19 protein-coding genes are annotated in these 17,873 nt (G+C 61.4%); 8 read left to right on the top strand and 11 right to left on the bottom strand.

Features of this window, described 5'->3' with window-relative positions:
- The first annotated feature begins 123 nt into the window (after positions 1 to 123).
- The gene (locus J1G33_RS17320; protein WP_005789450.1) at positions 124 to 1,143 is read left to right on the top strand and encodes a branched-chain amino acid aminotransferase; all 1,020 of its coding nucleotides are present in this window, start codon (positions 124 to 126) and stop codon (positions 1,141 to 1,143) included.
- Between the two features lie 172 nt (positions 1,144 to 1,315).
- A complete protein-coding gene (locus tag J1G33_RS17315) occupies positions 1,316 to 1,594 on the top strand; it encodes a hypothetical protein (RefSeq protein WP_050549410.1) in 279 nt (92 codons plus the stop codon).
- Between the two features lie 40 nt (positions 1,595 to 1,634).
- Here J1G33_RS17315 and J1G33_RS17310 read toward each other — a convergent pair whose 3' ends face one another.
- On the bottom strand, positions 1,635 to 2,522 hold the full coding sequence (locus J1G33_RS17310; RefSeq protein ID WP_223018459.1) for a GNAT family acetyltransferase: 888 nt from the start codon (positions 2,520 to 2,522) through the stop codon (positions 1,635 to 1,637).
- A gap of 326 nt (positions 2,523 to 2,848) precedes the next feature.
- Here J1G33_RS17310 and J1G33_RS17305 point away from each other — a divergent pair, with 326 nt between their 5' ends.
- The 3 genes from J1G33_RS17305 (at position 2,849) to J1G33_RS17295 (ending at position 6,049) form a co-directional block, all read left to right on the top strand.
- Complete coding sequence (locus J1G33_RS17305; protein WP_032880472.1) at positions 2,849 to 3,745, top strand: hypothetical protein; 897 nt, start codon at positions 2,849 to 2,851, stop codon at positions 3,743 to 3,745.
- Positions 3,742 to 5,133: an alginate export family protein gene (locus J1G33_RS17300; RefSeq protein ID WP_103735482.1), complete on the top strand. Its 1,392-nt coding sequence runs from the start codon at positions 3,742 to 3,744 to the stop codon at positions 5,131 to 5,133. Before J1G33_RS17305 ends, J1G33_RS17300 begins: the two co-directional genes overlap by 4 nt.
- 97 nt (positions 5,134 to 5,230) lie before the next feature.
- Complete coding sequence (locus J1G33_RS17295; protein WP_005789458.1) at positions 5,231 to 6,049, top strand: alpha/beta hydrolase; 819 nt, start codon at positions 5,231 to 5,233, stop codon at positions 6,047 to 6,049.
- A 54-nt stretch (positions 6,050 to 6,103) separates the two neighbouring features.
- Here J1G33_RS17295 and J1G33_RS17290 read toward each other — a convergent pair whose 3' ends face one another.
- The gene (locus tag J1G33_RS17290) at positions 6,104 to 6,490 is read right to left on the bottom strand and encodes a DoxX family protein (RefSeq protein WP_032880465.1); all 387 of its coding nucleotides are present in this window, start codon (positions 6,488 to 6,490) and stop codon (positions 6,104 to 6,106) included.
- Positions 6,491 to 6,686: 196 nt separating this feature from the next.
- Between J1G33_RS17290 and J1G33_RS17285 the strand changes: the two genes are divergently transcribed.
- Complete coding sequence (locus J1G33_RS17285) at positions 6,687 to 7,685, top strand: NAD(P)H-quinone oxidoreductase (protein WP_223018458.1); 999 nt, start codon at positions 6,687 to 6,689, stop codon at positions 7,683 to 7,685.
- 71 nt (positions 7,686 to 7,756) lie between these two features.
- Here the strand turns inward: J1G33_RS17285 and J1G33_RS17280 are convergent, their stop codons facing one another.
- From J1G33_RS17280 to J1G33_RS17270, 3 genes are all read right to left on the bottom strand, one after another.
- Positions 7,757 to 8,887: an alkene reductase gene (locus tag J1G33_RS17280; RefSeq protein ID WP_032880461.1), complete on the bottom strand. Its 1,131-nt coding sequence runs from the start codon at positions 8,885 to 8,887 to the stop codon at positions 7,757 to 7,759.
- Positions 8,888 to 8,965: 78 nt separating this feature from the next.
- Entirely contained in the window at positions 8,966 to 9,643 is a 678-nt protein-coding gene (locus J1G33_RS17275; RefSeq protein WP_032880459.1) for a type 1 glutamine amidotransferase domain-containing protein, read from the bottom strand.
- Positions 9,640 to 10,269, bottom strand: a complete 630-nt coding sequence (locus J1G33_RS17270; protein WP_032880456.1) for a TetR/AcrR family transcriptional regulator — start codon at positions 10,267 to 10,269, stop codon at positions 9,640 to 9,642. The genes J1G33_RS17275 and J1G33_RS17270 overlap by 4 nt, the downstream gene beginning before the upstream one ends.
- Before the next feature lie 172 nt (positions 10,270 to 10,441).
- Here J1G33_RS17270 and J1G33_RS17265 point away from each other — a divergent pair, with 172 nt between their 5' ends.
- On the top strand, positions 10,442 to 11,380 hold the full coding sequence (locus J1G33_RS17265) for a GlxA family transcriptional regulator (protein WP_032880454.1): 939 nt from the start codon (positions 10,442 to 10,444) through the stop codon (positions 11,378 to 11,380).
- A 470-nt stretch (positions 11,381 to 11,850) separates the two neighbouring features.
- Here J1G33_RS17265 and J1G33_RS17260 read toward each other — a convergent pair whose 3' ends face one another.
- Positions 11,851 to 12,489 carry a GNAT family N-acetyltransferase gene (locus tag J1G33_RS17260; RefSeq protein ID WP_223018457.1) on the bottom strand — a complete coding sequence of 213 codons (639 nt, stop codon included), beginning with the start codon at positions 12,487 to 12,489 and terminating at the stop codon, positions 11,851 to 11,853.
- Between the two features lie 48 nt (positions 12,490 to 12,537).
- On the opposite strand from J1G33_RS17260, the gene J1G33_RS17255 reads away from it, so the two are divergent.
- Complete coding sequence (locus tag J1G33_RS17255) at positions 12,538 to 13,410, top strand: undecaprenyl-diphosphate phosphatase (protein WP_078821756.1); 873 nt, start codon at positions 12,538 to 12,540, stop codon at positions 13,408 to 13,410.
- Here the strand turns inward: J1G33_RS17255 and J1G33_RS17250 are convergent.
- Genes J1G33_RS17250 through J1G33_RS17230 form a run of 5 tightly spaced genes read right to left on the bottom strand, consistent with a single transcriptional unit; the run spans position 13,407 to position 17,853 of the window.
- Entirely contained in the window at positions 13,407 to 14,369 is a 963-nt protein-coding gene (locus J1G33_RS17250; protein ID WP_032880448.1) for a Dyp-type peroxidase, read from the bottom strand. The two genes, J1G33_RS17255 and J1G33_RS17250, sit on opposite strands and share 4 nt — an antisense overlap.
- A gap of 50 nt (positions 14,370 to 14,419) precedes the next feature.
- Complete coding sequence (locus J1G33_RS17245) at positions 14,420 to 15,238, bottom strand: sugar phosphate isomerase/epimerase (RefSeq protein WP_223018456.1); 819 nt, start codon at positions 15,236 to 15,238, stop codon at positions 14,420 to 14,422.
- Position 15,239: 1 nt separating this feature from the next.
- Positions 15,240 to 16,439 carry an FAD-dependent oxidoreductase gene (locus tag J1G33_RS17240; protein WP_223018455.1) on the bottom strand — a complete coding sequence of 400 codons (1,200 nt, stop codon included), beginning with the start codon at positions 16,437 to 16,439 and terminating at the stop codon, positions 15,240 to 15,242.
- Entirely contained in the window at positions 16,439 to 16,762 is a 324-nt protein-coding gene (locus tag J1G33_RS17235; RefSeq protein WP_032880442.1) for a MocE family 2Fe-2S type ferredoxin, read from the bottom strand. Before J1G33_RS17235 ends, J1G33_RS17240 begins: the two co-directional genes overlap by 1 nt.
- Positions 16,759 to 17,853, bottom strand: coding sequence for a fatty acid desaturase family protein (locus J1G33_RS17230; protein ID WP_148853567.1), 1,095 nt, complete (start codon positions 17,851 to 17,853; stop codon positions 16,759 to 16,761). The genes J1G33_RS17235 and J1G33_RS17230 overlap by 4 nt, the downstream gene beginning before the upstream one ends.
- Positions 17,854 to 17,873: the final 20 nt, after the last annotated feature.

The following is a 17,873-nucleotide window of genomic DNA, read 5'->3' as shown; positions in this document are numbered from 1 at the left end:
GACGGTGGACCAGCCAGTACAAAGGCTCAATGGTCCACCCACCCGCTCCCACACAAGCCAAGAATGCAGTATTGTTGCTCCCATCCAGAAAAAAATCCGACTTGACCAGAGATAGAGGGTGTCATGGGTAACGAAAGCATCAATTGGGACAAGCTGGGTTTTGACTACATCAAGACCGACAAGCGGTTTCTCCAGGTCTGGAAAAACGGCGAATGGCAGGAAGGCACCCTGACCGACGACAACGTGCTGCACATCAGCGAGGGCTCCACCGCCCTGCACTATGGCCAGCAATGCTTCGAGGGCCTGAAGGCCTATCGCTGCAAGGACGGTTCGATCAACCTGTTCCGCCCGGACCAGAACGCTGCACGTATGCAACGCAGCTGTGCCCGCCTGTTGATGCCGCATGTGTCGACCGAAGACTTCATCGACGCCTGCAAACAAGTGGTCAAGGCCAACGAGCGCTTCATCCCGCCGTATGGCAGTGGCGGCGCGCTGTACCTGCGCCCGTTCGTGATCGGCACCGGTGACAATATCGGCGTACGCTCTGCGCCGGAGTTCATCTTCTCGGTGTTCGCTATCCCGGTCGGGGCCTACTTCAAAGGCGGCCTGGTGCCACATAACTTCCAGATCTCCACCTTCGACCGCGCTGCGCCGCAAGGCACCGGTGCCGCCAAGGTCGGTGGCAACTACGCCGCCAGCCTGATGCCGGGCTCTGAAGCGAAGAAATCCGGCTTCGCCGACGCGATCTACCTGGACCCGATGACTCACTCGAAAATCGAAGAAGTCGGCTCGGCCAACTTCTTCGGGATCACCCACGACAACCAGTTCATCACGCCGAAGTCGCCTTCGGTGCTGCCAGGCATCACCCGCCTGTCGCTGATGGAACTGGCCCAGACCCGCCTGGGCCTGGACGTGGTCGAAGGCGAAGTGTTCATCGACAAACTGGACCAGTTCAAGGAAGCCGGCGCCTGCGGTACTGCTGCGGTGATTTCACCGATCGGCGGCATCCAGCACAACGGTAAGATGCACGTGTTCCACAGCGAAACCGAAGTCGGCCCGGTTACCCAGAAGCTCTACAAAGAACTGACCGGTGTGCAGACCGGTGACGTTGAAGCGCCCGCGGGTTGGATCGTCAAGGTTTGAAAATGATCTGAACCTGCCACTTCAGAAAAAGGCCCATTTACCGCTGTCGGTGAATGGGCCTTTTTTATGCGGTGGGTTACTGGATGTGCAATCACCTGTGAAGATTGACAGTAGACAGTAAAAATCGGCACACCTAAGTTAACTCTCCTTCTAAACCCAGCAGGAGCCCATCATGGCGATCTATGAATTACGTGTGTCCGCAGAAGATTTCGAGAATGACGGTAGTAAAGAAATCGTGATGGAAACTTACATTAACAACGACCTTGATTGGGCCGTTTACGCGTCATCCAGCAAGCACGACGGGATTTACGATACCGCCTCGGCACCCGATGACGTCGACGGCGATGGAGACTACGATAACGATGACAAGGCGCTTTACCTGAACGTAGCCAACGCTTTCGCCAAAATGACAGCCTATGCCATAAAAAAACGAAAAAAAGCGAAGAAATAAAGCTCACCAGCCATGACCAGGTTGCCGTCGGTCATGCGCGTCAACCGTTGATATTTTCTGCAATCCTCTTACCCATACTGATCCTCGGCTCCACCCCATACCCCAATGCCTCATAAAACCCCACCACGACGTCATTGCCGCCGGTGATCTGCAGGTTGATCTTCATGCAGCCCAAGGCCGTCAACGCCTGCTCGGCATGGCGCACCAGCGACGATCCCAAACCATGGCGACGATAGTCGGCATGCACCGCCACCGAGTACAACCAGCCACGATGGCCGTCATAGCCCGCGAGAATCGTACCAATCACGGTTTTCTTGTCGGTGGCCACGAAGAACAGCCCATCGTTGACCGCCAGCTTCTTGTCAATCGCCAGGCTCGGCAGGTTGTGCGCGGTGTCATAGCCAAACGCCTGCTGCCATAACTCAATCACTTGGGCGCGATGCTGCCGGTCGCGGTAGGGGCCGATGGGATGCCGTGACAGCAAGGTCTTTTCCATGACCAGCGTGCGCTCGTTGCCATAGTAGACATCGCGCACGGTGTGAAAACCCAGCTTGCTGTAGAACGGCTCGGCGGTCAGTGATGACGGCACACTCAACACCGTCACCCCGGCTTCGCGGGCACGCAGTTCGATCTCGATCATCAACAAACGGCCGATACCCTGCCCTTGCAGCTCGGGATTGACGAAGACCGAACGCACCACGTTGGCATCAAGGGCAGCGGTGGCGACGATTGAATGGTCCTGGGTAGCCACCAGCACAATACGGCGGTTGAGCAGTTCCAGAACCGCATCGGGCGTGAAGTGAGTGGCGACGCGAGCAATCACATCTGCTGGATAATCCCGTGCATTGCTGCTGTGCAAGGCCGCCAGAATGACCTGGCTGATGCCCTGGGCATCGGCTGCTTGGGCGAGACGAACAACGGTCGACATGACTCCTCCTGGCTGGCGCGACTGTAATGAACACCCCACTGTGCATGTGGAAGGGAGCTTGATCCCGATAGCGGTGGGTCAGCTAAAGATAAGCTATACGCCTCGTTGATGCCCTGCATATCGATCATTTCCACATCCCGGACAATCCTCTGTTCGGCGCAGAACCCAGCATCTCCCGGGCTTTCTGGATACGGCCGATCAGCGAACCGCAACAGGTGCGGGCAATGCCATTGACGCTGAACCGTTCAACCAAGCACGCCCATACAATCGGCGTCACCGCCCGCCCCCTAAGCTTTTGACTTTCTTAAAAGCGCTGGAGAGTAGGCATGTACAGAAAAGTGAGGGCGGTAACCCTGGCCGTGACATTGCTGGCCGGGGCCATGGCGGGCAGCGCATGGGCGGCCACGCCGGTAGTGGCTGTGGCGCCGCAATACGACACCAGCCATGTGTATGTAGCACCCGCTGATGTAGAGGGTTTTGCCCAGAGTTTCCTGGCCACGTTCGGGGGCAAGAGCACGCCCCAGGTGGTGGTCAATGTGCTGCCGGTGCCGAGCAGCACCACTTCGCAACTGTTGCAGACCCCGGCCGGCACGGTGTCACTGTTCGGCTTCACCACGCCCATCCCCCATCCTTTCGGCCAGGAGCGCAATGGTTATCTGGTCAAGGACATGGACGTAGCCCTGAAGGCAGCTCGGGACAACGGCGCTGCGGTCATCGTCAGCGATTTTCCCGATCCCATCGGCCGCGATGCGGTGGTGCAGTGGCCGGGCGGCGTGAACATGCAGCTGTATTGGCACACCAAGGCTCCCGACTACGCCGCCTTCCAGACGGTGCCGGAAAACCGCGTGTACCTCAGCGCCGATCGCGCCGACCGCTTTATCAAGGCGTTCCTTGGCTTCTCCCACGGCAAAGTGGTAGCCGATGACAAGCACGCACCTGCTGTGGAGGTGGGCCAGGCTGGCGGCACTTACCGACGCGTCGAAATCACGTCGCCCTTTGGGCGTATGGCGGTGCTGGTGACCAACGGCCAACTGCCCTACCCCTTTGGCCATGAAACCACCGGCTATGAGGTAGCCGACCTGACGGCCACCCTGGCCAAAGCCACGGGCTCGGGCGCTACCGTACTGGTGCCGAGCTTCGCCAGCAAAGGCCGTCGCAGCGCATTGGTGCAATTCCCGGGCGGTTACGTCGCGGAAATTCACCAACTCATCGCGGCGAAATGATCCGTCGTACAGGCTGGGGCCTGGCCGTGCTGTGGCCGCTGGTGGTGGGCAGCGTACATGCCGACAATCAACCGACCCGCCCGGCCATCAAGGCCAATCGCTGGCAGGAAGACTGGTCTGTGCTCAAGGATCCGGCATTGCGCACGCAACCGTTGGACAACCTCAAGTACATCCCGCTGTCCGCCGCCAACCCGTTCACCTACCTGTCCATGGGTGCGACGTTGCGCGAACGCTTCGAGATGAACGACGCCAGCGGCTTCGGCGTGCGCGATGTAGCGCGTGATCGCTACCTGATCCAGCGCTTTCAGGTGCACGCCGACTTGCACCTCAACGAACACTGGCGGCTGTTCACCCAGTTGGAAGATGTACGGGCCTATGACAAAACCACCATCGGCGGCGCCGACCAGAACCGCGTAGACCTGCGCCTGGCCTTTGCCGAATACGTGAAGACCTTCAGCGCCGGCACCTTTAAGGCTCGGGCGGGTCGCCAGGACTTTGCCTTCGATTTGCAGCGCTTTATTTCGTCGCGCGATGGCCCGAATGTGCGCCAGTCCTTCGACGCGCTGTGGGCCGATTGGGAAACGCCCCAGTGGCGTTTTATCGGGATCGCCAGCCAACCGGTGCAATACCAGGATGGCCGGCACTTTGACGACAAATCCAATCGTGACGCGCGCTTCCACATGCTGCGGGTCGAGCGGCTGGTGGGCGGCAGCAATGAGTTGTCGGCCTATTACGGCGTCTACGAGCGCCGTGCCGCCCACTACCTGGATGCCGACGGCAACGAGACCCGCCAGTTGCTCGACGTACGCCTGGGCGGCGCGGCCCGGGGCTTCGACTGGGATATCGAAGCCATGCTGCAAAAGGGGTCGGTGGGCAGCCAGGCGATCCGCGCCTGGGCCGGCGGCAGCCGTACCGGCTACACCTTCGACACGCTGGCCTGGACACCGCGCCTCGGCCTGCAAGTGGATGTCGCCTCCGGTGACCGCAAGCGCGGTGATGGCCGCGTCGGCACCTTCAACCCGCTGTTCCCCAACGGCTACTACTTTTCCCTGGCCGGTTATACGGGCTACAGCAACCTGATCCACGTCAAGCCATCAATCACCGTCAAACCCATCGCCAAGCTGAGCGTGCAAACCGCTGTCGGCCTGTTGTGGCGGCAGACCACCGCGGACGCGGTTTATACCCAACCCAACCTCGCCGTCGCCGGAACGGCTGGCCAGGGTCAACGCTGGACCGGCGCCTATGGCCAAGTGCGCACCGACTACGCGTTTACCTCCAACATCAGCGGTGCAATCGAGGCCGTGCACTACGCGGCTGGCCAGACCCTGCGTGATGCCGGTGGGCACGACAGCAACTACCTGGGCATGGAACTCAAGTTCAGTTGGTAACCTCAGGCGAGCACACCCATACAAGCCTGGGCTCAGGTTAACGGCAATAGTGATACGGTTTTTTCAGCGCTTTTTTAACTCAAGCAAGGAGATTCAGATGAGCACCTTCGTTGCCAAAGACGGTACCCAGATCTACTTCAAGGACTGGGGCAGCGGCAAGCCCGTGCTGTTCAGCCACGGCTGGCCGCTGGATGCCGACATGTGGGAATACCAGATGGAGTACCTGAGCAGCCGCGGCTTTCGCACTATCGCGTTCGACCGCCGTGGCTTTGGCCGCTCGGACCAACCCTGGACCGGTAACGACTACGACACCTTCGCTGACGATATCGCGCAGTTGATCGAACACCTGGACCTGAAGGACGTGACCCTGGTGGGCTTTTCCATGGGTGGCGGTGATGTGGCGCGCTACATCGCCCGCCATGGCAGCGCTCGTGTCGCCGGCCTGGTGTTGCTGGGTGCCGTGACGCCGATCTTCGGCCAGCAACCCGACTATCCCCAAGGCGTCCCCACCGAGGTGTTCGATGGCATCAAGGCCGGCCTGTTGAAGGATCGCGCCCAATTCATCAGCGATTTCAATACGCCGTTCTTCGGTATCAACAAGGGCCAGCAAGTCTCGGAGGGTGTGCTCAGCCAGACCCTGCAGATCGCGATGCTTGCCTCGCTCAAGTCGACCGTGGATTGCGTCAGCGCCTTCTCCGAAACCGACTTCCGCCCGGACATGGCCAAAATCGACGTGCCGACCCTGGTGATCCATGGCGACGGCGACCAGATCGTGCCGTTCGAAACCACCGGCAAGGTGGCTGCCGAAATGATCAACGGCGCGCAACTGAAGGTCTACAAGGATGCACCCCACGGGTTTGCCGCGACCCACACCCAGCAGCTCAATGAAGACCTGTTGGCGTTCCTCAGCCGCTGAACCGCTTGCAACCTCCTCTGCTTGTTTGGCCGGGTTCGCCCGGCCTTTTTTTGCTCAGGCAAAGCGCTGAACCACTACCAGCCGCCCCGGCCCGGCAATGAGGATGCTGGTAAAGATGATCAACAGCAGCCAGCCGAACTGCCCCTCCCACAGCGTCCACTCTGGATGCACCACCAGCAAAGCGATGACCAGCACCGCCAGGATCGGCACGCACGCCAGGCGCACCAGCACGCCCGCAATGATCAGCAATGGGCACAGCACCTCGGCAAAGATCGCCAGCAGCAAGGTGACCTGGCCCCCCAGGTGAAACGGGTCTTCGATCAGCTTCAACTGTTCGCCGTAGTTGAGCAGCTTGGGCAACCCATGCACACACAACAGGAACACCGCCCCGCTGACCCGCAGGAACAACAGTCCGGTATCCTGATTTCTCGCTTCGTTCATACGCCACCTGTGTCCGTCAATAATGATCGACGGCCAGTGTGTCCAAAGCCGCGCCGACGCACTTGCAGGCTTGTGCTGAAATCCTGCGGTTGCCCCAGGCCGTTGCATTGCCGAAAGAACCCGGCATGATCTTGCTGAACTGCCGACCCCGCGCTACGGTCCCAACCCATACGCTCATCGCTACAGGAACTTTTCCATGACGCTCCCCCAAGAAATGACCCTGATCGAAATCACCACGCCTGGCGGCCCCGACGTCTTGCAGCCACGGCGCGCCGACGTGCCAGTGGCCGGGCCAGGCGAGATTCTGATTCGCGTGCACGCCGCCGGGGTCAACCGCCCAGACGCGCTGCAACGCGCCGGCAAATACCCGATGAATCCCGGCATGAGCCCGATTCCCGGGCTGGAAGTGGCCGGTGAAGTGGTGGCGCTGGGCACTGGCGTGACTGAATACAGCCTGGGCGACAAGGTGTGTGCCCTGACCAATGGCGGTGGCTATGCGCAGTTTTGTGCGGTGCCGGCCAGCCAGGCGCTGCCGGTCCCGGCGGGCATGGACTGGATTCAGGCCGCCGCCGTGCCGGAAACCTTCTTCACGGTCTGGGCCAACCTGTTCGGCCTCGGCGGTGCCCATAAAGGCCAGCGCGCCTTGATCCACGGCGGCACCAGCGGCATCGGCACCACCGCATTGATGCTCTGCCAGGAGTTCGGTATCCAGGCATTCGCCACCGCCGGCAGCGCAGACAAATGTGCCGCGATTGCCAAGCTGGGCGCCGAACCGATCAACTACCGCGAACAGGAGTTTGCCGAGGTCATTGCCCAACAGACCGATGGCAAAGGCGTCGATGTGATTCTCGACATCATGGGTGCCTCGTACCTGAACAACAACCTCAAGGCCCTGGGCATGGACGGTCACCTGGTGATGCTCGGCTTCCTCGGTGGCGGCAAGGCTCATGACGTCGACCTGCTGACCATCCTCGCCAAACGCGCGGTGATCACCGGCTCCCTGCTGCGCGCCCGCACCCGCGAAGAAAAGGCCGCGATTGCCGAACAGCTACGCGACTACGTGTGGCCGGTGCTCAGCGCCGGGCGCTGCCTGCCGATCATCGACAAGGTCTATGCATACACCGACGCCGCCCAGGCCCATGCGCGCATGGAAGGTGGGGATCACATTGGCAAGATTGTGTTGCGGGTGGAGTGAGGCGCTTTCCTCAATCCTTGGCGACCGGCCAAGTTTGACGGTACTCGGCACAAATGTGGGAGGGGCGTGTGTCACTCCGGTTCGGCATACACCGGATAATCCACATACCCCGCCTGAGTCCCCCCATACAAGCCCTCTGCCTTCAACGCATTCAATGGCCAGCCATTGAAAATCCGCTGGGGCAGGTCTGGGTTGGCAATGAACGGCCGTCCGAAGGCGATCAGGTCCGCCAGCCCTGCCTCTACCAGCCGTGTACCGCGCTCGGCGGTGTAGCGGCCGGCGTAGATGATCCTGCCGCTGAAGGTGCGGCGCACGGCCTGGCGGAATGTTTCAGGCAGGTCCGGCGCGTTATCCCAGTCGGCTTCGGCGATGGAAACATAGGCGATGCCCGACGCTTCCAGCACTTTGATCGCTTCGATATAGGTACGGTGCGGGTCCTCTTCCACCAGGCCAATGTAGACCCGATCCTGATCGGTGCCGCTGAACAGCGGCGAAAAGCGCACGCCCAGGCGCTGCGGCCCCACCACCTTGCACACCGCCTCGACAATCTCGCGCAGCAAGCGCAGGCGATTGTCCAGCGAACCGCCGTACTCATCCTCACGGATGTTGGAGTGGGCCGAGATGAACTGGTTGACCAAATAGCCGTTGGCCGCATGGATTTCCACACCATCGAACCCGGCGTCCAGGGCATTGCGAGCAGCCTGGGCGTAGTGCCCGACCAACTCGTCGATTTCCAGCGTGCTCAACGCACGAGGCACAGGTGGCTGCACCAGCTCACCCACACCCGGACCGGTTTCAATAAAGGCTTTGGCTTGCAGCGCCGGCAGTGCAGACGGCCCCACCGGTGCAGCGCCGCCAGGTTGCAAGGCGTTATGGGACACCCGCCCCACGTGCCATAGCTGGGCAAAGATCACCCCACCCTCGGCATGTACCGCTGCGGTGACCTTGCGCCAACCCTCGATCTGCGCCGGTGTATGGATGCCCGGCGTCCATGCGTAGCCCTGACCGCGCGGCTCGATCTGCGTACCCTCGCTGACCATGAAGCCGGCACTGGCACGCTGGCGGTAATATTCGGCCATCAGGTCGGTGGCGATATTGCCCGGCTGGGCGCTGCGCTGGCGTGTCAGCGGCGGCAGCACAACGCGATTGTTCAAGCGATGATGCCCCAGCTTTATCGGGGTGTTCAAAATGCAGTCAGGCATGGGGATATTCCAAATTCAGAACGAACGAAAACCCTGGCGACTCCTGGGAGTCGCCAGCGCGTACCTCGGTTTATTAACTTAAGCGCTGAGTGTCAGCAGGGCCTTGGCCACTTCGCTGGAGCTGCCTGGGTTCTGCCCAGTGACCAGCAAGCCATCGACAATCACAAAGGATTGCCAGTCGGCGCCCTTCTCATACTTGCCGCCCAGTTTTTTGAATTCATCTTCAATCAGGAACGGCACAACATCGGTCAATTGCACCGCGGCTTCCTCAGAGTTGGAGAACCCGGTCACACGGCGGCCCTTGATCAACGGCTCACCGTTGACTGCCTTGACGTGGCGCAAGGCACCCGGTGCATGGCAGACAAATCCGATGGGTTTGCCGGCCCGTTCGAACGCCTCGATCAACGCGATGGACACCGGTGACTCCGCCAGGTCCCACAGCGGGCCGTGGCCGCCAGGGTAGAACACGGTGTCGAAGTCGGCGGTGTTGACCGTTTCCAGCTTCACCGTGGTAGCCAGGGCCTGCTGCGCAGCCGGGTCTGCGGCGAAGCGCGCTGTCTGCTCGGTTTGCGCATCCGGTTCATCGCTCTTCGGGTCCAACGGCGGCTGGCCGCCGGCCGGGGAAGCCAGCACCACATCGGCGCCAGCGTCCTTGAACGCGTAATAAGGGGCGGCAAACTCTTCGAGCCAGAAGCCGGTCTTGCGCCCGGTATCGCCAAGCTGGTCGTGAGAGGTCAGTACCATTAATACTTTCATTTTCCAGTGCCTCGATCGATGTGAGTAGCAGGGTTTTCAGGGCCGCCCAACAACTGTTGGGTCAGCAGCAGCGCCTCGCAGAACGGCGCAGTGGTACGGGTGATCTTGCCCATGACGCTGGTGCCCAACCATAGCGCATACAAGCGCTTGGCAAGGCTGTGCGGAGCGTGCTCGAACCTGAGCGAACCGTCTTCGACCCCGCGCTCCAGGGCCAGCGCGAGTAACTCGATGGTGCGCGAAGTACCGCGCTGCAACGCCAATCGCATGGGTTCTGACAGGTCGGAGACTTCAGCCCCCAACTTGACGGCCAGGCACTTGCCGGTATCGGTGCAGCCAGTGTGGTTGTCGATCCAGCCTTGCCAATAGCGCATCAACTTGGCGTGATGGGTTAAACCCGGCTGATCCAATAGCTGCTGCATGCCTTCGACGTACTGGTCGAAATAGGTATCGAGCAACACCACGCCAAACGCATCCTTGGAGTTGAAGTAGTGATAGAACGAGCCCTTGGGCACTTGTGCGGCGTGCAGGATTTCGTTCAAGCCCACCGCGGAAAATCCCTTGGCACCGACGATGGATTGCGCACGTTCAAGAATCGCTTGCCGTGCACTGCTGCTTGCGTTGCTCATGCTTGCCTCCGTGCGATTAGACCAGTCGTCTAGTTCGTTGGGGCCATGTTAGGCAGCGAGGCAACCACTCACAATGTCATATCCGCAAGGATTCCGGACATGCGCCAAAGTCGGTTGCCGTTTGCCCGGTACACGCCGACAATCCCCTCTCCCTGCCCCTTGGAGAGATGCAATGCACAGCGTTGCGCTGATGGTTTACCCGAACTTCCAGTCGCTGAGCCTTAGCCTGGGCTCGGTGTTCGAGTGCGCCAACCTGCTGCGCGGCGAGCCGGCCTATGAATTTCACCTGGTATCGGAAAGCGGCGGCGCGGTGATGACCTCCCAGGGCTTTTCAGTCAATACCAACGCCATCCGCCCAGAGGGTTATGACACTCTGATCGTCAGCGGCTATCTGGAGTTTCGCCTACCGGAGGCCAACCTGCTGGAACTGGTCAAGGCAGCATCGGCACAGTCGCGCCGGGTGGCCTCGTTATGCATGGGCATCTTTGTGCTGGCAGAAGCGGGCCTGCTTGCCGGCAAACGCACCACCACCCACTGGATCCACGCGCCGGCGTTTCGCAAGCGCTACCCGGATATTCGCCTGGAAGAAGACAAGTTGTTCGTGGTGGACGGCCAGGTGTGGACCGGTGCCGGCATGAGCGCCGGGGTCGACCTGGCACTGGCGATGGTGGAGAACGACCTGGGCAGCGACCTTGCGCGCCGCATCGCACGCAAGCTGGTGATAGCCCAGCGCCGCGGCAGCGAGCAATCGCAACTCTCAACCTTGCTGGAACTGGACCCCAAATCCGACCGCGTGCAACTGGCCCTGGCCTATGCGCGTGAAAACCTAACCCATGATTTATCGGTAGAAGCCTTGGCCGAAGTCGCCCGGCTCAGCCCGCGCCAGTTCAGCCGAGTGTTTCGCGAAGAAACCGGGCAAACCCCGGCCAAGGCCATCGAAGCCCTGCGGGTGGAAGCGGCGCGGGCGATGATGGAAACCAGCCGCCACCCGGTGGAAGTGGTGGCCCGCGAAACCGGGTTTGGTGATCGCGAACGCATGCGCCAGGCGTTCCTCCGTGCATTCGGGCAGCCGCCCCAGGCGATGCAGCAGGTGCTGTTCAATCCAGGCTAGGCCCGTGTGGGAGGGGCTTGCCCCCGATTACCATAGGTATCTACACAACTTTAGTAACCACGATGCGAAGCGAGCCGCTCTTGACCTTGATCTTGCTCTGCTTTTGATCTGAGGCGCCCCGTCAAACCACGCTGGCCGGAATTCGACAGGGATTTGGGGGGTAAACCGGCAGGGATGCCGGTTTAGCCGCCCCGCGCCATGGATGGCGCGTGGCGGCGGCCCCCCAAATCCATGGCGGATTACGGGCACACCGAGCCCAGGCGAGGTGCCGAGTGGTGGGGCAAGAGCCCTTTGGTTACTTTGGGGCTCTTTTCCAAAGTGACCCGCTGTAAAAGCGGAACCAACCGTGGCCGTGACCTAAATAACGGATATGTACTCGGTCTGATCCAGCATCCCGGTCGGCCCTGAAGCCGCCATCGGGAGCAAGCCCCCTCCCACATTTACCGCCCCCACATCCGAATCACGGGGCATCAGTGCAATGACGCCCGGGTAATCAGATAGCTCACCAACTGCGGCTCATCCTCCAGTTCAATCATCTGCACCGGACGCGGCAGGTTATCCAACACGGTGCGCCAGAATGCCTGGGATACCTCGTCCTGATCATAGAAACGCACCAGCCAATTGGCCGCGCCGCTGCACAGCACCTGGCTGGCGATGGCACGGCCGATGCCCTTGCGGCGATAGCGCTTGAGAATGAACAGGTCGGCCAGCTCCAACGCGTCGATGCCCGGCAGTTCGCTGCCTTCAATCAACAGGAAACCAGCGATATAGCCATCGACCAGCAACAGGTTGGCGCTCCACTGCGGGTCGTGCCAGTAGCGGGCCAGATGCTCGTCGTGGATGTAGAAACGGCCATCGGCCTCGACATCTTCCTGTTCCCAATCCGAAGACTCGTAGGCGTAGTACTGGTACAGATTGCGAATCAGCTCGGCGTCTTCAGGGCCGGTCTGGATCAATTCAACGGTGGTTTCAGGCATGGGGCTCTCGGTGGAAAAACGCAGGGCGCCATTGTTCACAAAAGTGCCTGCCACGCCAATGGCTTGTCGAATCCTTTCTATTGGCTGAACCGAATGCAAATAGCGGTTGCCCTGGCCAAATTCCTGAAACATTTAGAATAAACTTCGCCGGTTTCCACCTTTCGCTCAAGGACACGTATTGTGACCAACGTCTGTACCGCCGGCCTGGATGTGGGCTTTGCCTCCCTGGATTACCTGCAAATTTTCATCCTGGGGGTAATCCAGGGCATCACCGAATTGCTGCCGGTGTCGTCCACCGCCCATATGCGCGTGGTGCCCGCCCTGCTCGGCTGGCAAGACCCGGGCTCGGCGTTTTCGGCGGCCATGCAATTGGCCGCGCTGGCGGCAGTGGTCAGTTACTTCTGGCGGGATGTGCGCCAGGTCACCACCGGCAGTATCAGTGCGGTGCGCCGGGGCGACTATAACGATCGGTGGTTCAAACTGGCGGTGGCGATCGTGCTGGCGACTATCCCGATTGGCATTGCCGGGTTGGCGCTGTCTTCGACCCTGAATGCATGCAACTCGCCATTGCGCGGGCTGATGGTGATCGGCATTTCCTGCGTGGTGATGGCGGTGTTGCTGGCACTGGCCGAAGTGCGCGCCCGCCATACCCGCGACGTAAGCCAAATGCGCTTGCGCGATGCGCTGATCGTGGGGGTGGCGCAGATCGGCGCGTTGATTCCTGGGGTGTCGCGTTCGGGCTCCACGCTGACCGCAGCGCTGTTCCTGAATTTCAAACGTGAGGAAGCGGCGCGCTTTTCTTTCCTGCTGGGCCTGCCGGCCATTGCCCTGGCCGGTTTGAAAGAACTGTGGGTGCTGCTGCGCGCCGACCTCCCTGCCCACGCCTGGCCGCACTTGATCTTCGGCCTGGTGGTGGCGAGCATCTCGGCGTTCTTTGCGATCTGGGGCCTGATGAAGTTCCTGGAGCGCTTCTCCACCTGGCCGTTCGTGATCTACCGTGCGCTGCTGGGGATCTTCCTGATTGTGGCGGTCAGCAGCGGGTTGTTGAGTTAAGCCGCCGGTTCGCGGTCGGCCAGCGCTTCGAGCAGGTCGGCCGAGGGCACGAAAAACAGGCCGCCAGTCACGGCGGTACTGAAGTCGAGCAAGCGGTCATAGTTGCCGACCGGGCGGCCAACGAACATGTTTTCCAGCATCTGCTCCAGAGGCTGCGGCGAGCGTGCGTAGCCGATGAAATAGGTGCCGAACTCGCCGGCACCGGGGCGGCCGAAGGGCATGTTGTCGCGCAGGATCTTCACTTCCTCACCGTTCTCGTCAGTGATGACGGTCAAGGCGCTGTGGGAGTTGCTCGGCTTGGTTTCTTCGTCCAGTTCGATATCTGCCAGTTTGGTGCGCCCGATTACCTTCTCCTGGGCTTCTACCGTCAAGCCGTTCCAGGCGCTCATGTTGTGCAGGTATTTCTGCACCACTACGTAGCTGCCGCCCTCGAACTGAGGGTCTTCGTCACCGACCAGGGTGAATCTTTCGGCCTTGCGCCCTACCGGGTTTTCGGTGCCGTCGACAAAACCGATGATGCTGCGCATATCGAAATAGCGGAAACCCTGGACCTCATCCACCACCTTGACGCTATCGCCCAAGGCAGCCATCAATTGGGTCGCCAGCTCGAAACACAGGTCCATCTGCTCGGCGCGGATATGCAGGAGGATATCGCCCGGGGTCGACACCGCCTTGCGCCCTTCTACACCGAATTCGCGGAACGGATGCAGCGAGGCCGGGCGCGGCGCGCCGAACAGCCGGTCCCACGCATCCGAGCCAAACCCGCAGACGCAGGTCAGGTTGCCCGACGGCACGCGCTTGCCCACCGAGCGCACAAGGCCTGCGATGTCGGCGCACCAGGCACGCACGTTTTCAACTGCATCGGGGGCCAGGGTGGCGACCATGAAAATCGCGCTGCTGGTGATCGGGTGGCACACGGACTGCGGTTCGAGAGGTGGCTGGACAGGGCAGGTTTTCATCAGGCAGATCCATAGGCTAAGGTCGGTTTGAACCGACGCAGGTTAGCAGATCAGCCGTGACAACTGGCCCACACCTGGCGAATCAGCGCTTTCATCTTGAGCGCCTCGGCCCAGCGATCAGTGAGTTCTCGCCCCATTGCATCGGTGATCGCATAGGGTGGCGGGCCCAGTTCGCAGGTGAAGGGCAGGCTCTGGGGCGCGTCGGCACGGGTCAGCCAGTCGTCGATCCCATAGCGCCACCAGCCGGTAAAGCGCTCGACCCAAGGCTGGTGCTGAGGAAAATCCAGGCCAACCTGCACCTGCTCACTGCTGGCGATGCGGCCATGAAAGCCCCAGCTATGGCGCAGGATGGTGCGTATCTGTTCGTCGTCTTCCACACTGCCGGGCTCGGGCAACTCGCGGCCAACCGCGTAGTGGGACAGGTCCGCGAGCAGTTTCAGGTCGGGCATTTGCGCCAGCAGGTCGAGGGTGAACAACAGGTCGTTGGTCAGTCGATAACGGTGGGTTTCCAGCAGGATCGGGAAGTCCACCTGTTCGGCCAGGCGCTGCCAGCCTTCGATCAGCCTGACCGCCTCGGCCTGGGTACGCGGGCGCACATCGGCTTGCAGGGTGAGGTGGTGACAACCGTAGCGGCCGATCACTTCCAATGCCCTGGCCAGATCATCCACCGATTGCGGGAACAGTTGACCTTCGATCTGCAAGCCTCTGGCCGTGGCGGCAGCGTACAAGCGCGAGACTGCGGCCGGCGTCCAGTAATGGTCGGTGATGCCGTCAAAACCGGCGGCGACGATGCGGTCCAGTTGCGCTTCTTGGCTGCCGGGCTCGGTTTGCATGGCCCACAGTGATTGGAATACCAGGAGTTGGTGCATCTCAACCTCGCAGCAGGTGTTTGAGGGACGTATCGGCATCTGCCAGGCTCGCCACGTCAAGCGCAATGCTTGCAGTGATCAAGCGCTCGCACAGCTTGATGTCCCTGGCGGCGCGGTTGCCCAAAGCCCAGCCGAAAGCGCCTTGCAATCGGGCGTTGGTGTCTAGGCAAAACAGCAGCAGGCCACCGTCGGGCAACGCACGGCTGACCGACCGCGCAGTCATCGCCCCGACGGAATGCAAACCCCAGTCGAATTGGTCGGACCAGAAACCCGGGACCCTCTCGAACGGCAGTTCTTTGCCCAACAGATTCAACGCAGCGTGACGCCCCTGGGCCTCGGCGTTGCGCCAGGTTTCCTGACGCTGATAGACGCCGCCGAGACGAAACTCACAGACATCCCCCGCCGCGTAAATATCCGGTGCGCTGGTGCGCAGGCACGCGTCGACCCGAATGCCCTGCCCTACTTCCAACCCTCCCGCCGCTGCCAGCTCAATGTTGGGTTGCATACCAATACCGACCGCCACCAGGTCACAGGGCACCCGTTGCCCATCGACCAGTTGCACGGCGTCGGCGTGGACGCACTCCAGGGCAACGTTCAAGTGCACGTCCACACCCTGCTGACGATGCAGCGCCAACAGCGCTTCACTGATCATTGGCGGCAGCGCCCGGGCGGCCAGCCGCGGCCCCGCTTCCAGCACCGTGACCTCGCAGCCCAGGCCCCGCGCCGTAGCGGCCACCTCCAGGCCGATGAAGCCCCCGCCGACCACCACCAACCTGGCGCCTGGCTTTAATTCATTGCGCAAGGCCAACGCTTCATCATGGGTGCGCAGGTAGAACACGTTGGCCTGCTCCTGGGGCAAGCGTCGCGCCCGGCCTCCGGTGGCCAGCAGCAGGCCGGCATAGGTCAACCATTGGCCGTCAGCCAGTTGCAGCCGATGATGCTGCGGCTCCAAACGGCTGGCGGGGTTGCCGGCGATATGCTCAATGCCAAGCGCAGCCAACCGTGCACTGTCGCACAGGCTGCATTCCGCCAGGTCCGTCGAGCCTTGCAGCACGCCTTTGGACAACGGTGGGCGTTCGTAGGGCAAGTGCGCTTCATCGCCGATCAGGATCAGGCGCCCGCTGTAACCTTCTTCACGCAAGGTCAGTGCCGCACGTCCACCGGCATGACCAGCGCCGACGATGATCAGGGTCTGGTTCATCATCCGGCCGTGACAGCGAGCAGTACCCGCCCCGCTTCGACCCGCACCGGGTAGGTCTTGAGGTTGACGCACACCGGCGCGCCCAGGGCTTGGCCGGAACGGTAATCGAAGCGCCCGTTGTGCTTTGGGCACTCGATCACATGGTCCATCACCAGGCCGTCCGCCAGGTGGATTTTCTCGTGGGTGCACAGGCCGGCGGTGGCGAAGAATTCATCCTCGGCCGAGCGGTACACCGCGTAGGTGTGAATACCGTGGTCGAAGCGCAGCACGTCTTCTGCTTCTATTTCGCCCACGGCGCAGACGTCGATCCATTGATCGTTCATGCATTTATCTCCAATGACTGGCTTTTACTGTGGGGCGAGCAAGCTCCCTCGCCACGGGTCGGGCGTTGGACGAAATAGCTGGGGTCGCTGCGCTGGCGCCAAATAGTCGGAATGATTTCCTGGTAGGCCTCCCACAGGTTGGCATACGGCGGTGGGCAGTCGCTGCGGATCTCTTCGTGCAGTTGACTGAGCGCGTGGTAAGGCACCATCGGGTACATGTGGTGTTCGAGGTGGTAGTTCATGTTCATGTAGATAAAGCGCAGCACCCGGTTCATGTAGATGGTGCGGCAGTTGCTGCGGTGGTCGAGCACATCTTCGGCCAGGCCCACATGCTGGCTGAGGCCGAACAGGTAGCCGAGCCAGGCACCATAGAGACTGGGCAAGCCCACCAGCATCAGCGGTAGCCAGCTGTGCAGGTACAACGCGGCGCCGATGATCAGCGCATAAATCCCAATCCATATACGTGCGGCACGGAATACCTTGGGCCATTCGGATTCAGGGATGAAGTCTTGCTCCTGGGCACTCATGCGCCCGAGCGCATGGCGGGCTACGCCGCTGAAGGTCTTCCAGGCCAGGGGCAGGTTGAACAGGCTGAGGGCCATCATCCACAGGCTCGGCGGGCGCGGCTCGACGATCTCCGGGTCGCGGCCGACGACGATGGTGTCGGTGTGATGACGGGCATGGCTCCAGCGCCACACGTGAGGTTCGAACAGGCACATGAAGCTCGCCACCTGGTACAACGCATCGTTCATCCAGCGGGTCTTGAACGCAGTGCCGTGGCCGGTTTCGTGCCAGCGCGGGTTGGACGCCGTTCCGTAGAGCACACCATAGGCGAGAAAAAACGGTACGCAGGCCCAGGAGCCCCAGAACCAATAGCCGCCAAAGCCTGTGGCCAACAGCGTCGCAGCCCAGATGGCCGTGTCGAGCAAGGCCGGGCCATCGCGGCGTTGCATCAGTTCTTTCATGCGTTTGCGCGAGATGGGTGACTGGTACCAGTTGGCCGAGACCAGACCCTTTTCGGCGGCACGGGCCGCCTCGGGCCCGGTGAGGCTGTAGTCGCGTCGGGCGCGGTGAGCGGTGGGTTCAGGCATTGTTATTGTTCTCCGCAAGC

It is taken from the genome of Pseudomonas sp. P867 (assembly GCF_019891455.1).
GTDB classification, from domain to species: domain Bacteria; phylum Pseudomonadota; class Gammaproteobacteria; order Pseudomonadales; family Pseudomonadaceae; genus Aquipseudomonas; species Aquipseudomonas synxantha_A.
The sequence above is the reverse complement of the archived record's forward strand: the minus strand, read 5'-3'. Positions and strand labels throughout refer to the sequence as shown.